The following is a 13,113-nucleotide window of genomic DNA, read 5'->3' as shown; positions in this document are numbered from 1 at the left end:
CTGTGTACCGACTTCTTCTTTTTCTCTTCATAAATATATTAAATACTTACTCCATATTTTGATAGCTCGTCTCTTAAATCTTCTGCACCTTTAAACACTATTCCATTAATTCCAAGTTTGTTGGCTGCCTCAATATTAATTGCAGTATCATCTATAAATATGGTTTCCTCTGCTTTCATGTTATATCTATCAAGTACTAGCTTATAAATTTCTTCCTCTGGTTTAAGAAGCTTTTCTTTAAAAGAAAACACTCCTCCATCAAAATGTTCAAAAAAGTCATGTTTCTTAGTGATATTTTCATGAGCTAATAAGTGAAAATTTGATAATATATATGTTTTATATCCTGCATCCTTAACTGATTTTAATATTTCTACCGAATCTTCTATTGGCGTAAGAATCTCATACCAATTATCCATAGCTAGTCTTATTAAATCCTCGTTTTCCTTACTTCTTTTACATAGTACATCAATTGCCTCTTCTTCAGTGATTGTTCCCCTGTCAAGCATTGACCATTCTTCACTTAGAAATACTTGATTAATCAATTCCTTAACCTTATTTTTTTCTATTCCCTTATTCATTAAATATTCTACTGGATTATAATCTAATAAAACATTTCCTAAGTCAAATATTATGTTTTTAATCATACTATTTACCTCATCCTTTCACATAGATATATCTTAATTTATATTATATACTATAGATAGATTTAACGGGAGGATTTAATAATGCATACACTTAAGGATTTAAATCTGCATCTATCAACTGCAGATATTGCTATAATTGAGTCTTCAGTACCAGAAACTCTAACAAACTATTTATTTAATGAAGTTCTAAGTAATTACCTGTCTTTTGACAAAGGACATGGGATTAACCACATTATTACTGTAATTAAGTCTTCATTAAAGCTTTCAAAGTTTCATTCTGTAAAAATTCCAATGGTTTTAACTGTTGCTATATATCATGATCTTGGACTTAAATTTGATAGAGCTACTCATCATATACACTCTAAACAACTCTTAATTCAAGATAAAAAACTTAAAACTTGGTTCTCACCTGAAGAAATATTTATAATGGGTGATGCTTGTGAAGATCATAGGGCTTCGAATAGCTACAAACCTAGAAATATATATGGACTTATTATATCTGATGCTGATAGAACCACAGATATTGATGATATGATTACACGTTGCTATAACTATTCAAAAAAGCATTTTCCTGACTTAGATGAAGAAGAAACATACAATAGAGTTAAATCTCACTTAAGAGATAAATATGGTGATGGCGGTTATGCTAAATTATACTTGCCAGAAAGTGAGAAAATAATTATGGATCCCATATATAGTGCTAGAAAAATACTATCTGATGATGATGAATTTTATAAAGTATACCACAAGAAAATCTTTGGTGAATAATAAAGCAAAGCTTGCAATAGGATTACCTTTTGCAAGCTTTTATTTTTTATTATCTTGTTGTAGCATTACTTTCTAGACTTTTTACTATTTCATCTGACTGAGCCTGATTAATTACCCCTTTTTCAACTAATTCTTTGAAAAAATCTCCTCTAGTCTTATGATGTTCTTTCAGATAAGCCTCCCTTTGCTCTTTACTCATATCCTTTAGTTTTTCTCTTTCTTCCTTTCTAGCTGCCTTTTTTTCTTTTGCATATGCTAGAATCTTATCCTCTTGATCTTGTGTAATCTTTGATTCCTTAACCAATTTATCAAGATTTTCTTTTAACTTACCATGATGTTTTTTATTTAACACTGTTATAGTCCTAGTTTTAGCGCCTTTATCTTGTGTAGAGGCAGTTGATGCATATGCCTTAGTTCCCATGGATATGGATATTGTAGCCGCTGCTACCCCCAATAGAACTTTTCTTTTGATACTTACTTTGTTCATTTGTTCACTCTCCTTAGAAAATAAATACAACCATATTTTTACCTAAAATAGAAAATTTATTTATATTTTTTAAAATAATAGTCTTTAGTGTTAAAAAAGTAATCAGTGATTTATAGCCACTGATTACTTTTTTATTTATCTTTAATTTTATTTACCAAATCAACGAGTTCCTTTGAATATTTTAAGGGTCCTCTTGAAGAATCCTTATAGTGATATTTATCACTATATTGAAATGTGTTTACAACTGAATATTTAGAAGTATCATTTTTCTTATCTTCTAATTGAAAATATAATTTATTATATTTTATTGATTGAAGTAAAAGTATATTTATATAACACTTTTGTTCATCATTATAAATAAATTCAATACCAACTCCACCTTGACGTATATATTCTATTGTTGAGTCATCTATATAATCTTTCGTAATATACATATTGAAGTTAAATCTCCCCTTAGTTAGCTTAACTATTTCATTAAATTCTGAACTATCTTTTGATACTTCAGTTAACTTGCCATTATCATGTACTATAATCTTGTCTGGAGTTGCTATAGTCTTTTTACTAATCATATAAAAAATTATAGATATGAAAACTATACAAACAGCCAATATAATAAATTTCTTTTTATTCATAAATCTCCTTTAAATATCAATTCATATTTATGCCTTCACTTATCTTTACACCATTTAACAACATAATTCCATGTTTTAATTAAAATTCCTCTTTGCTTACAATAATATTTGAACTTATTGTTAATTAACCTCAAATGCGAATTATTTGCATTGATTCACATTTCCCATTAGTTTAAAATGAACAATATAATATTTTTGTGAGGTATTAATTATGAGTATTAAAATAGATGTTTTCTCAGGATTCTTAGGTGCTGGTAAAACTAAGCTTATAAAAAAGCTTATAGAAGAATCTCTTAATAAAGAAAAAATAGCAATAATAGAAAATGAGTTTGGAGAAATAGGTATAGATGGTTCCTTTCTTAGAAATTCCAAAATAGAAATTACAGAAATAAGTGCAGGTTGTATTTGTTGTAGTGTTTATGGCGATTTTAAAAAAGGAATACTTGAAGTTATAGATAAATATTCGCCTGAACGAATAATAATAGAACCTTCTGGCGTCGCAAAACTTTCTGAAATACTTTCAGTCTTTAAAGAACCAGATATAAAAGAAAAAGTTTCATTAAATATGCTTATAACTGTTCTTGATGTAACTAAGTATGATTTATATATAAATAATTTTGCTGACTTTTATAAGGACCAAATAGTAAATGCTAGAACTATCATATTAAGTAGAACTCAAAACATTTCTAAAGATGATGTTTTATCACTTACTGAAAAAGTTAAAAAGTTAAACTCACATGCCAGCATCGTTACAACCCCTTGGAGTGATGTACCTGCATCTTCAATTATTGACATAGCAGAAAACACTGAGGAAGTTCCTTTATTAAATAAAATAAACATATTAAAGAGGGATTTGGGGAAAGGCATCTTAAAGACTTCCACTGTAGCTGGAACCAAAGAAGCTTTTGAATCAATTGGAATAGAAACCCCAGAAGTTTACTCAAGAACAAGAATTGAATCTATATTAAATAGCTTAACTGACAGTTCAAAATATGGACTAGTTCTAAGGGCTAAAGGAATTATAGAGACAGAGGAAAATAACTGGTTAGAATTTGATTATGTTCCTGGAGAATATGAGATTAGAAGTTCCAGTGCAGATTATTCTGGAAGAATATGCGTAATAGGAAATCATCTTAATATAAATGAAGTTAAAAATCTATTTACCTGTAAGGAAATATAACTATGAAATTTAAAACTGATATTGAAATAGTAACAGGTTTTATAGGATCTGGGAAAACCTATTTTATAAATTCACTTGTTAAAAACACATTACTAAAAATAGAAAAAATATTAATAATTCAATGTGAAGAAGGCAATAGCAAAATAAACGAGGATTTAGTTAACTTCAAAAACATTACTATTTTAAACTATGATCCTCAAAAACCTTTGGATGAAGATGGCCTCAAAGAAATCATCTTAAGATATCAAGTTCACAGAATAATAATTGAATATAATGGCACAAGAAATTTGGCTGATTTATTAGAGATTCTTAATAAAAGAGAACTAAAGAAAATATCTAACGTGACTTCTATTTTCTTTATAGCAGATTGTAATACATATAAAATGTTTTTAAATAATATGCCTACTCTTATATTGCCTAACTTGTATCACTGTAATTTGGTTGTCTTTAATAATAGTTCCAAAATACCTAAAGATGAATTTAAATCCATTGAAAGACACATCTTGTCACTTAATAGAGATACATTCATATTAAGTTCAACTTCGAATGATAGTTTAGAAAAAGACTTAAATGAAGAAGATTTCTTAGATGGAGGACTGCTTAAGTTATCTAGAATACTTACCAAAATCCTCTTATCTAAATTCTAGTGTACATTAAAAGGGAGATAAAAAATTGGAATATAACTATAGTAACAATAAAAATGTCTTAACTACACTATCTAAATTAGCCATAATTCCGCTAATAATTTTAATAATTATATTAATGGTGAAATTTAAGATAACCTTAAACACAAGAACCCTAGCAAACTTTTCTGCAATATTTATAAGTATTGTATTAGAAGCCATGCCTTTTATTTTTATAGGCTCTCTAATATCATCACTTATTCAGATTTTTGTTTCTGAACAAACTATTGCTAGAATACTTCCTAGAAATCATTTTTTAGCACTACTATGTGCTTCCTTATTAGGTATCTTCTTGCCTATATGTGAATGTGGTATTATCCCAATCGCTAAAAAATTAATAAAAAAAGGAGTTCCTGTAGGGGTTGCTACAACCTTTATGATTTCTACTCCAATCATTAATCCAATAGTTCTTTTATCAACCTACTATGCGTTTGGAGGCAACTTGAAAATATTATCTGCAAGAGCTATTTTAGGTGTTATTGCCTCTATTATAATTGGTTCCTTAATAACAATAATAAATAAATCAAAAACAGATGTGCTAAAAGAAACAGATTTTAATGATGATGATCTTTGTGGATGTGGAGTTTCTCATAACACCAACAAAAAAAATCAATCAAAAATATCTTTGCTATTAGATACAATAATCTCTGAATTTTTAGATATAAGTAAGTATCTTATCTTTGGGGCTATGTTATCAGCAACCTTCCAAGTTCTTGTATCTAGGAGTAGTTTAAATTATCTTGCAAGTAACCTATTTCTATCTGTAATTGCAATGATATTTTTAGCTTTTATACTTTCTGTATGCTCGGAGGCAGATGCTTTTATTGCAGCAAGTTTTATTGGCCAATTTACCACAGGTTCTATATTAGCATTTTTAATATTCGGCCCTATGTTAGATATAAAAAATACACTTATGTTAATTGGAGGATATAAGAAAACTTATGTAATTCCTTTAATACTATGCATAATCATAATTTGCGCTTCAATAGGGTTTGGACTAAATTTAATAGGATTTAAGGTGATATAGATGAAGAGATTTAACACTAATGAATTTTTTAAATTTTTAATATTTTTATTGCTATCCTTATTCCTTTTTAACCTAACCTCTACAGGTAAGATTAAGCTTTTTATAGCACCTAGAATAATAGTGTACCTAAATATCTTTCAGGTATTCTTAAGCTTACTTACTGTATATCAGTTTGGAAAGATATTCACAACCATAAGCAATAGACCTTCAAGTAAAGTTATAATTTTATTTATCTTCACTATACTCGTAGGTTTTGGAGCATCTCATGCTGGTATTGATACCACTATTGTAGACACTAAAGGTGTTAAAGCTGTAAATAAACTAGCCAATGTTGCCGGACAAATGACACCTGAAGAAAGGAAACGAAATTTACCATTAAATATAAATGATAATAATTTTGTAAATACACTCTCTGATGTCTTTCAACACATAAATGATTATAATGGCAGAGCTATAACCCTAAGTGGTTTTGTCCACAAACAAGATGGACTTAATAACAATGAATTCATTATTTCAAGGCTATATATGAGCTGTTGCGCTGCTGATGCCCAGATTATTGGTCCTATAGGAAGGCTTAGAGATTCTACTGAACTAAAAGAGGGGCAATGGGTAACGGTACAAGGAAAACTTTCTGCAAAAAGCCAAGCTACTGATGGGCAATTAACTACAACGCCAGTTGTAATCATAGACTCAGTAAAGACTATTCCCAAACCTAATAGTCCTTATGTATATAATAATTAACTACCGTTCTCAATATGAATACTTATTCAAATGTAAAAAACCTATTCTGCTATAAAGAATAGGTTTTTGAATTATTTGTATCTATATGTTTTTTATAGGAAACTTAAATCCCTATATTAAAATGCTTGAAATTTATCTTTACTTACTCCACAAACTGGGCATTTCTCAACATTATCACCTAATTCAGTAAATCCACAAACTGGACAAACATAGATAGTTTCACTACCTATATCTTTTCCTGACTTAGCTGAATCTTGAGCATCTTGAAATAACTTAGCATGAATTTTTTCTGCTTCTAAAGCATAATGGAAAGATCTTTGAGCATCTTTTTCATTTTGAAATTTTGCAGTTTCAAGATAAACAGGATACATCTGATTAATTTCATGTAATTCACCATTAATTGCACCTTGTAAATTCTCGACTATATTGGTATGCCCAAATACAGCCCCTGCAGCAACTGTATTATCTCCAACTTGATCTTTTAATACAGTAAAATGATTTTTTGCATGGCATAACTCTGCATAAGCGACCCCTTTAAATAGTCTGCCTATATTAGGATATCCATCTTTTTCTGCAGCTTCTCCCCATATAAGATATCTCATATGAGCCATACTTTCTCCACCATATGCTGAACGTAAAAAATCAGCAGTCATTGCATTGTTTAATGACATTAACTACACATCCTCTCAAAAATATTTACATGTATATATAATGCAAAAATCATATTACATCTCATGTAAGTGACATGTAAATTCTTTAATGCATTATATAGGTATTATTGTTTACTAGCAGTAATTTCATTCATTACTTTTCTCTGTAAGAATAGTAACAATTTAAATTTATGATAATATCTGAAAAGTATGCATTTATAATATTATCTTCTTTTGAATAGAATTCTTAATAATTAATGTGAATGTCTGTGGTGTATATCTGGAGTATGAGAGTGTTCATGCTCCATTTCTTTATGCTCATGAACATGAGAATTGTAACCATCCATCGGAATTTCACCTAGTACATGACTATGTTCATGATGGCTGTCTGAATGACTATGTCTATGTTCATGAACAATATGTTCGTGTTTGTGCTTGTGAGCATGATCTTCTTTAAACAAAAGAAGTGTTCCTATAATCATAATAGGCAAAGAAACAATAAACATAATACCAGGTGCTTCCCTAAATAAAACAAATGATAGAATCGCTCCAATGAAAGGTGCAGTTCCAAAGAATGTACTAGTTCTTGCACTTCCTAAACTCCTCATTGCTAACACAAACAATACTAAGCTTACTCCATAACTAAAGCAACCTAATATCATAGCCTTTATTATAGTAATTATATCTGGAAAAGGACTATGTATAAAATATCCTATTAGTAAAGAAAATGAACCTGCCCCTAACCCTTTAATTATAACAATAGTAAATGGGTTTTTAGCTGATATGTTCCTTGTAAAATTATTATCTATACCCCAACAAACACATGCCCCAAGTATACCCAATGCTCCAAGTGATATTCCCCATTGATTACTAAAATCCCATGACAATAATATACTTGCACTAGTTATGCATAGTATTGCTATCCACATCCTTTTAGTAATTCCTTCTTTAAAAAACATAACTGCAATTAAAGTAGTTGCAATTCCTTCAAAATTCAATAATAGTGATGCTGTAGACGCAGGTGTAACCTTCAGGCTTGTCATTGAAATTATTGGTGCCATAACGCCTCCAAAAACAACTGCTCCTATAAGCCATAAAATGTCCTTTTGTGATAATGGAGCTTCTTTCAAATCTTCATTCTTCCCTCTAAACATAATTGTTTGATATATAAACAAACCTATTCCACTGCCTAAATATAGAAATGCTGCAAGTGGTACTGGTGCTACATCCCCTAATAGTATTTTTGCAAAAGGTGAACTTGCTCCAAATAATAATGCTGCTAGCAAAGCTTGAATTATTGGATATTTTTTCACTTTGTCCATTGCTTAACTCCTTTATCTATTCTTTATATGAAATATTATATCAATATTATTACTTCTCTTAGGTTGTTAATTCTCACCATAATAAATATCTTGGGGTTTTATCCTTATACTTAATATATTCTTCACCAAACATTTCTTCAAGATGCTTCTCTTCTTCAATAACTAATCTATTCATGGTATATATATTTAATATCATAACAATTAGGGTTATTATATCTAAGTATACAAAGAAAAGCCCTATAAACATTAAATAAAAGCCTACAAATGCAGGATTTCTACTATATTTATATATTCCTTCAGTTATAAGTTCTGATTTAGTAGATTTATCTATTCCCACTCTCCATGAATTTTTCATTGTTATGGCTGCAACACAAAAAAATATTATACCAGCAGTAATTACTAATAAACCTACAATGCTTACTAAATTACTGTTCCATAATTTAAGTAAATCATTTATACTTAGCTGCTTTGATATTACTTCTCCAAACCAAACTACTATCCATATTAATGTTGAAAGTTGTAGCATCCTCTCTACTAACTGCGTTTTTTTACTTTTGTTTCTGTTAGCTAAGACATTCGCCTTTAAATTATACCTTTTGCTTAAAGCATAAAGCTTCAATAAATATGCTATTCCAAAAGCGAATAATAATAAGATGGATATAAGATTTATACAATTATTCATAGAATTCCTCCAAATCATCATGTGAATATCTGTTCATATATTCAATTGTATATTATAATACATATTTTCACAATAAAAATATCATGTTTTTATATATAAAATTAGGACTATATAACTACTACTGTAATTATATAGTCCTATCTCCATTAAATATCAATCCTAGTATTTAACTTAATTCATGAATAAATAGTCCACTTCTAAGCTTTGGTTCAAACCAAGTAGACTTAGGAGGCATTAACATCTCTGCATCAGATACTGCAAAAAGCTCAGTTATTGATGTAGGATACATTGAAAAAGCTACTTTCATATCACTGTTTACTCTCTTCTCCAATTCCTTAAGTCCTCTTATTCCTCCTACAAAGTCAATTCTCTTATCTGTTCTTATATCCTTTATGTTTAATATAGGATTTAATAAATTATTCTCAAGTATAGCCACATCTAATCCCATTACTGGATCTTTTGAAAATAATTCTTCTTTTGCTGCAAGCTTATACCACTCATTCTCAAGATACATACCAAAGATTCCTTTTACAGACGGCTTAAAAGGGTCAGCCCCTATTTTCTCAACAGTAAAAGCCTTTGAAATTTCATCTAAGAATTCATCTTTGGTATAACCATTTAAATCTTTCACCACACGGTTATAGTCTAAGATCATTAATTGGTCATGTGGGAATAACACTGAAAGGAAGAAATTAAATTCCTCATCTCCAGTATATCCTGGATTCTCTTCTCTTCTTTTTAATCCAACCTTAACTGCTGAAGCAGTTCTATGATGACCATCTGCTATATATATGCTATCTATTTTCCCAAAAGCTTCAGAAATAATCTTTATATCTGCTTCTCCATCAATCTTCCAAACCGCATGTCTAATGCCATCTGGTGAAACAAAGTCATAAATAGCTTTTTCTTGTTTTATCTTATTTACAACATTATTTATTTCTTCTTGAGAACGGTAAGCTAGAAATATAGGACCTGTTTGTGCATTACATATATCTACATGGTTTATTCTATCTAGTTCTTTATCTTCTCTAGTCTTTTCATGCTTTTTTATTGTGTTATCTAAATAATCATCAATTGATGCACATCCTACTAGACCTGTCTGAGCACGACCATTCATAGTAAGCTCATAAACATAGTAGCAGTTTTGCCCTTCTTCTACGAAGGTTCCATCTTCCTTCATTTCCTTAAGTATATCTCTTGCTTTCTCATATACTTTCTTATCATATGGATTAAAATCCCTATCAAACTGTGTTTCTGCTCTATCAATTTTTAAGAAAGACAAGGGTTCTCTTAATACTTCTTCTAACGCCTCTTCACGATTATAAACATCATAAGGAAGTGCTGCTACCTTATCTGCCACATCTTCTCTAGGTCGTATACAATTAAATGGTTTAATTGTTGCCATCTTAATTCCTCCCAATTACTCAAGGGGATCAAAGTTACTTGTCCCCTTAGAATATAAGCTATTTAATAATTCTTACCTTAACTACTCCGCCAATTTCTTCAATCTTCTTAGCTATTTCTACTGTAGCAGGTGATTCAATATCAAGCATAGTATATGCCCATTGACCTCTACTCTTATTAATCATATCTGAAATATTAATATTTTCATTTGCTAAAGTTGATGTAAATTGACTTAACATGTTCGGAATATTTTTATGATTTATTGCAATACGACCTGCTTGAGTGCAAACTCCCATATCGCAATTTGGATAGTTAACTGAATTCTTGATATTTCCATTTTCAAGATATTCCATTAATTCTTTAACCGCCATAACTGCACAGTTATCCTCTGACTCATTTGTAGATGCTCCTAAGTGAGGAATTGCAATTACTCCTTGAGTTCCCGCAACCTTTGGATTTGGGAAATCTGTTACATATCTATTTACTTTACCTGAATTTAATGCTTCAATCATATCATCATCATTTACTAGAGAATCTCTTGAGAAGTTTAATATCTTTACTCCATCCTTCATGATTTCAAAAACTTCTTTATTAAACATTCCCTTAGTAGTATCTGTTAATGGAACATGTACTGTTATATAATCACATTCTCTGTATATTTCTTCTAATGATTTACTATGCTTAATATCTCTTGAAAGATTCCAAGCTGCATCTACAGAAATAAATGGATCATAACCATATACCTCCATGCCTAATCTATTAGCAGCATTTGCAACTAATACACCTATAGCTCCAAGTCCTATTACTCCAAGCTTTTTACCTTGAATCTCTACTCCAGCAAATTTAGATTTATTCTTTTCTACTAATTTTGCTACTTCTGGCTCTTCTTTTACTGACCCAACCCAGTTTACTCCTCCAACTATGTCTCTAGATGCTAGAAGAAGTCCTGCTATAACAAGTTCCTTTACTCCATTTGCATTAGCTCCTGGAGTATTAAATACTACAACTCCCTTTTCAGCACATTTATCTAGAGGAATATTATTAACCCCTGCCCCAGCTCTAGCAATTGCTTCTAAGGATTCAGGTATATCTAAATCGTGCATGCTTGCACTTCTAACTAAAACAGCATTTGCCTCATTATAGTTATCAACCTGTTCATATTTATCTGAAAATATATCCAAACCAATATTAGCTATTGGATTTAAACAATTAATTTTAAACATTATAGCACCCCTTAATTCTTTTACTTATTTTCTTCTTCAAATTTCTTCATGAATTCTATCAATGCCTTAACACCTTCTATTGGCATAGCATTATATATGCTTGCTCTCATTCCGCCAACAGTTCTATGTCCTTTTAAGTTCTCAAAACCTGCAGCCTTAGCTTCTTTTACAAACTTAGCATCTAATTCATCTGAACCTGTTACAAAAGGAACATTCATTAATGAACGATCTTTCTTCACAACTGTTCCCTTAAACATACTGCTTGAATCAAGGTAATCATATAATATTGCAGCCTTTTCTTCATTAATTCTCTTCATAGCTTCTAGGCCGCCTATATTTTTAATCCACTGAAATACCTTTCCACATATATATATTCCATATGCAGGTGGAGTATTATAAAGTGAATTATTATCTGCATGTATCTTGTATTTTAACATTGTTGGAGTTCCTGGTAATACATCATCTGTGATTAAGTCTTCTCTAATTATTACAACAACAACCCCTGCTGGTCCTATATTTTTTTGAGCTCCTGCAAATATAAGCCCATACTTACTTACATCTACAGGCTCAGATAAAATATCTGATGACATATCTGCTACTAGTATCTTATCTCCTGTATCTGGTAGGTCATTATACTTTGTTCCATATATTGTATTGTTATGGCATATATATACATAATCTGCATCATCAGAAATCTTTAAATCTTTTAAATCTGGTATATATGTGAATGTCTTATCTTCAGAAGATGCTAGCACATTAATTTTTCCATATAACTTTCCTTCGGATATAGCTTTTTTAGCCCATTGTCCTGTGTTAATATGATCTGCAACTCTATTTTTCATTAGATTCATTGGAATCATTGCAAATTGTTGTGATGCACCACCTTGAAGGAATAGTACCTTGTAATTATCAGGAATATTCATTAGTTCTCTTAATGTTTTTTCAGCATCCCCAATAATACCTTCAAACGCTTTCGAACGATGGCTCATTTCCATTACTGACATACCAGTTCCTTTGTAGTCTAACATCTCCTCAGCTGCTTCTTTAAGCACTTCTTCTGGTAATACAGCTGGACCCGCAGAAAAATTATATACTCTTGACATTTATAAAAGCCCCCTTTTATTTTTTACATTTTGCTTAGCAGTAAACCCATCTATATTTCATAAGATTTTAAGGTTTTATCCGTGCATAAACACAAATGTTATTTTGAAAATTTAATATTTTATTTGTAATTCTACTACTTTTTATGCTTTAAAACAATGGTTTTATTATTAAATTTATCTTAAATCACTCCATTTAGTGATATTTTATAAATTTAAATTTTGCATTTCTAATTGCCATAAATAGCCATGGTTTTTTGTAAATTTCACAATAAAAATAGTGATTTAAAGGCTTATTATTTAATATTCCTTCAAATCACTATTAAACTAATAAAATCTTAAATTAACCTATAAGGATTTTAATATAAATAAAACTTAACTTTTATCTTGACTCATATCCTTATCACAACATTCCCTACTACACTGACTACTTTCATAACTTTGACAATTTAAACAACTTAATCTTGAACTACAATAAGATACTGGCCCTAATTCTACTGGAGAATAATCATGACAACCTCTAGCTACAGAGCTTAAGTCTTGAAATAACTCATAATTCATACTATCTTC

At 30.0% G+C, this 13,113-nt stretch carries 15 protein-coding genes; 5 read left to right on the top strand and 10 right to left on the bottom strand.

The window, feature by feature from the left end; all coding sequences use genetic code 11:
- Window positions 1-38 precede the first annotated feature (38 nt).
- Window positions 39-644, bottom strand: coding sequence for an HAD family phosphatase (locus L1S47_RS10150; RefSeq protein WP_238883463.1), 606 nt, complete (start codon window positions 642-644; stop codon window positions 39-41).
- Between the two features lie 81 nt (window positions 645-725).
- On the opposite strand from L1S47_RS10150, the gene L1S47_RS10145 reads away from it, so the two are divergent.
- Entirely contained in the window at window positions 726-1,412 is a 687-nt protein-coding gene (locus tag L1S47_RS10145) for an HD family phosphohydrolase (RefSeq protein ID WP_238883462.1), read from the top strand.
- 49 nt (window positions 1,413-1,461) lie between these two features.
- Here the strand turns inward: L1S47_RS10145 and L1S47_RS10140 are convergent, their stop codons facing one another.
- Window positions 1,462-1,899, bottom strand: a complete 438-nt coding sequence (locus L1S47_RS10140) for a hypothetical protein (RefSeq protein ID WP_238883461.1) — start codon at window positions 1,897-1,899, stop codon at window positions 1,462-1,464.
- A 131-nt stretch (window positions 1,900-2,030) separates the two neighbouring features.
- Window positions 2,031-2,531, bottom strand: coding sequence for a hypothetical protein (locus tag L1S47_RS10135; RefSeq protein WP_238883460.1), 501 nt, complete (start codon window positions 2,529-2,531; stop codon window positions 2,031-2,033).
- A 211-nt stretch (window positions 2,532-2,742) separates the two neighbouring features.
- Between L1S47_RS10135 and L1S47_RS10130 the strand changes: the two genes are divergently transcribed.
- From L1S47_RS10130 to L1S47_RS10115, 4 genes are read left to right on the top strand one after another with little or no spacing between them, the layout of a single operon-like run.
- Window positions 2,743-3,711 (top strand): GTP-binding protein, encoded by a 969-nt coding sequence (locus L1S47_RS10130; RefSeq protein WP_238883459.1) that lies wholly within the window; start codon window positions 2,743-2,745, stop codon window positions 3,709-3,711.
- Between the two features lie 2 nt (window positions 3,712-3,713).
- Window positions 3,714-4,358, top strand: a complete 645-nt coding sequence (locus tag L1S47_RS10125) for a GTP-binding protein (RefSeq protein WP_238883458.1) — start codon at window positions 3,714-3,716, stop codon at window positions 4,356-4,358.
- A gap of 25 nt (window positions 4,359-4,383) precedes the next feature.
- A complete protein-coding gene (locus tag L1S47_RS10120; protein WP_238883457.1) occupies window positions 4,384-5,421 on the top strand; it encodes a permease in 1,038 nt (345 codons plus the stop codon).
- Complete coding sequence (locus L1S47_RS10115) at window positions 5,422-6,162, top strand: TIGR03943 family protein (RefSeq protein WP_238883456.1); 741 nt, start codon at window positions 5,422-5,424, stop codon at window positions 6,160-6,162.
- A gap of 116 nt (window positions 6,163-6,278) precedes the next feature.
- On the opposite strand, the gene L1S47_RS10110 is transcribed toward L1S47_RS10115, so the two are convergent.
- From L1S47_RS10110 to L1S47_RS10080, 7 genes are all read right to left on the bottom strand, one after another.
- Complete coding sequence (locus L1S47_RS10110) at window positions 6,279-6,833, bottom strand: rubrerythrin family protein (RefSeq protein WP_202769161.1); 555 nt, start codon at window positions 6,831-6,833, stop codon at window positions 6,279-6,281.
- 233 nt (window positions 6,834-7,066) lie between these two features.
- A complete protein-coding gene (locus tag L1S47_RS10105) occupies window positions 7,067-8,134 on the bottom strand; it encodes a DMT family transporter (protein ID WP_238883455.1) in 1,068 nt (355 codons plus the stop codon).
- Window positions 8,135-8,207: 73 nt separating this feature from the next.
- Window positions 8,208-8,816 (bottom strand): isoprenylcysteine carboxylmethyltransferase family protein, encoded by a 609-nt coding sequence (locus tag L1S47_RS10100; protein WP_238883454.1) that lies wholly within the window; start codon window positions 8,814-8,816, stop codon window positions 8,208-8,210.
- 166 nt (window positions 8,817-8,982) lie between these two features.
- Window positions 8,983-10,221 (bottom strand): DUF1015 domain-containing protein, encoded by a 1,239-nt coding sequence (locus L1S47_RS10095; RefSeq protein WP_238883453.1) that lies wholly within the window; start codon window positions 10,219-10,221, stop codon window positions 8,983-8,985.
- A 58-nt stretch (window positions 10,222-10,279) separates the two neighbouring features.
- On the bottom strand, window positions 10,280-11,443 hold the full coding sequence (locus L1S47_RS10090) for a phosphoglycerate dehydrogenase (RefSeq protein ID WP_202769156.1): 1,164 nt from the start codon (window positions 11,441-11,443) through the stop codon (window positions 10,280-10,282).
- Between the two features lie 20 nt (window positions 11,444-11,463).
- Window positions 11,464-12,546: a 3-phosphoserine/phosphohydroxythreonine transaminase gene (gene serC, locus L1S47_RS10085; RefSeq protein WP_238883452.1), complete on the bottom strand. Its 1,083-nt coding sequence runs from the start codon at window positions 12,544-12,546 to the stop codon at window positions 11,464-11,466.
- Between the two features lie 372 nt (window positions 12,547-12,918).
- Window positions 12,919-13,104: a hypothetical protein gene (locus tag L1S47_RS10080; protein WP_238883451.1), complete on the bottom strand. Its 186-nt coding sequence runs from the start codon at window positions 13,102-13,104 to the stop codon at window positions 12,919-12,921.
- Between the last annotated feature and the right edge of the window lie 9 nt (window positions 13,105-13,113).

The organism is Clostridium sp. YIM B02551 (assembly GCF_022324735.1).
GTDB lineage: Bacteria > Bacillota > Clostridia > Clostridiales > Clostridiaceae > Clostridium_T > Clostridium_T paridis.
The sequence above is the reverse complement of the archived record's forward strand: the minus strand, read 5'-3'. Positions and strand labels throughout refer to the sequence as shown.

Excerpts from the sequence above, each read along its gene's own strand:
- L1S47_RS10140 (WP_238883461.1), bottom strand. The coding sequence starts at position 1,899 with ATGAACAAAGTAAGTATCAAAAGAAAAGTTCTATTGGGGGTAGCAGCG.
- L1S47_RS10130 (WP_238883459.1), top strand. The coding sequence starts at position 2,743 with ATGAGTATTAAAATAGATGTTTTCTCAGGATTCTTAGGTGCTGGTAAA.
- L1S47_RS10100 (WP_238883454.1), bottom strand. The coding sequence starts at position 8,816 with ATGAATAATTGTATAAATCTTATATCCATCTTATTATTATTCGCTTTT.
- serC (WP_238883452.1), bottom strand. The coding sequence starts at position 12,546 with ATGTCAAGAGTATATAATTTTTCTGCGGGTCCAGCTGTATTACCAGAA.
- L1S47_RS10110 (WP_202769161.1), bottom strand. The coding sequence starts at position 6,833 with ATGTCATTAAACAATGCAATGACTGCTGATTTTTTACGTTCAGCATAT.
- L1S47_RS10095 (WP_238883453.1), bottom strand. The coding sequence starts at position 10,221 with ATGGCAACAATTAAACCATTTAATTGTATACGACCTAGAGAAGATGTG.
- L1S47_RS10125 (WP_238883458.1), top strand. The coding sequence starts at position 3,714 with ATGAAATTTAAAACTGATATTGAAATAGTAACAGGTTTTATAGGATCT.
- L1S47_RS10090 (WP_202769156.1), bottom strand. The coding sequence starts at position 11,443 with ATGTTTAAAATTAATTGTTTAAATCCAATAGCTAATATTGGTTTGGAT.
- L1S47_RS10105 (WP_238883455.1), bottom strand. The coding sequence starts at position 8,134 with ATGGACAAAGTGAAAAAATATCCAATAATTCAAGCTTTGCTAGCAGCA.
- L1S47_RS10080 (WP_238883451.1), bottom strand. The coding sequence starts at position 13,104 with ATGAATTATGAGTTATTTCAAGACTTAAGCTCTGTAGCTAGAGGTTGT.
- L1S47_RS10145 (WP_238883462.1), top strand. The coding sequence starts at position 726 with ATGCATACACTTAAGGATTTAAATCTGCATCTATCAACTGCAGATATT.
- L1S47_RS10135 (WP_238883460.1), bottom strand. The coding sequence starts at position 2,531 with ATGAATAAAAAGAAATTTATTATATTGGCTGTTTGTATAGTTTTCATA.
- L1S47_RS10150 (WP_238883463.1), bottom strand. The coding sequence starts at position 644 with ATGATTAAAAACATAATATTTGACTTAGGAAATGTTTTATTAGATTAT.
- L1S47_RS10115 (WP_238883456.1), top strand. The coding sequence starts at position 5,422 with ATGAAGAGATTTAACACTAATGAATTTTTTAAATTTTTAATATTTTTA.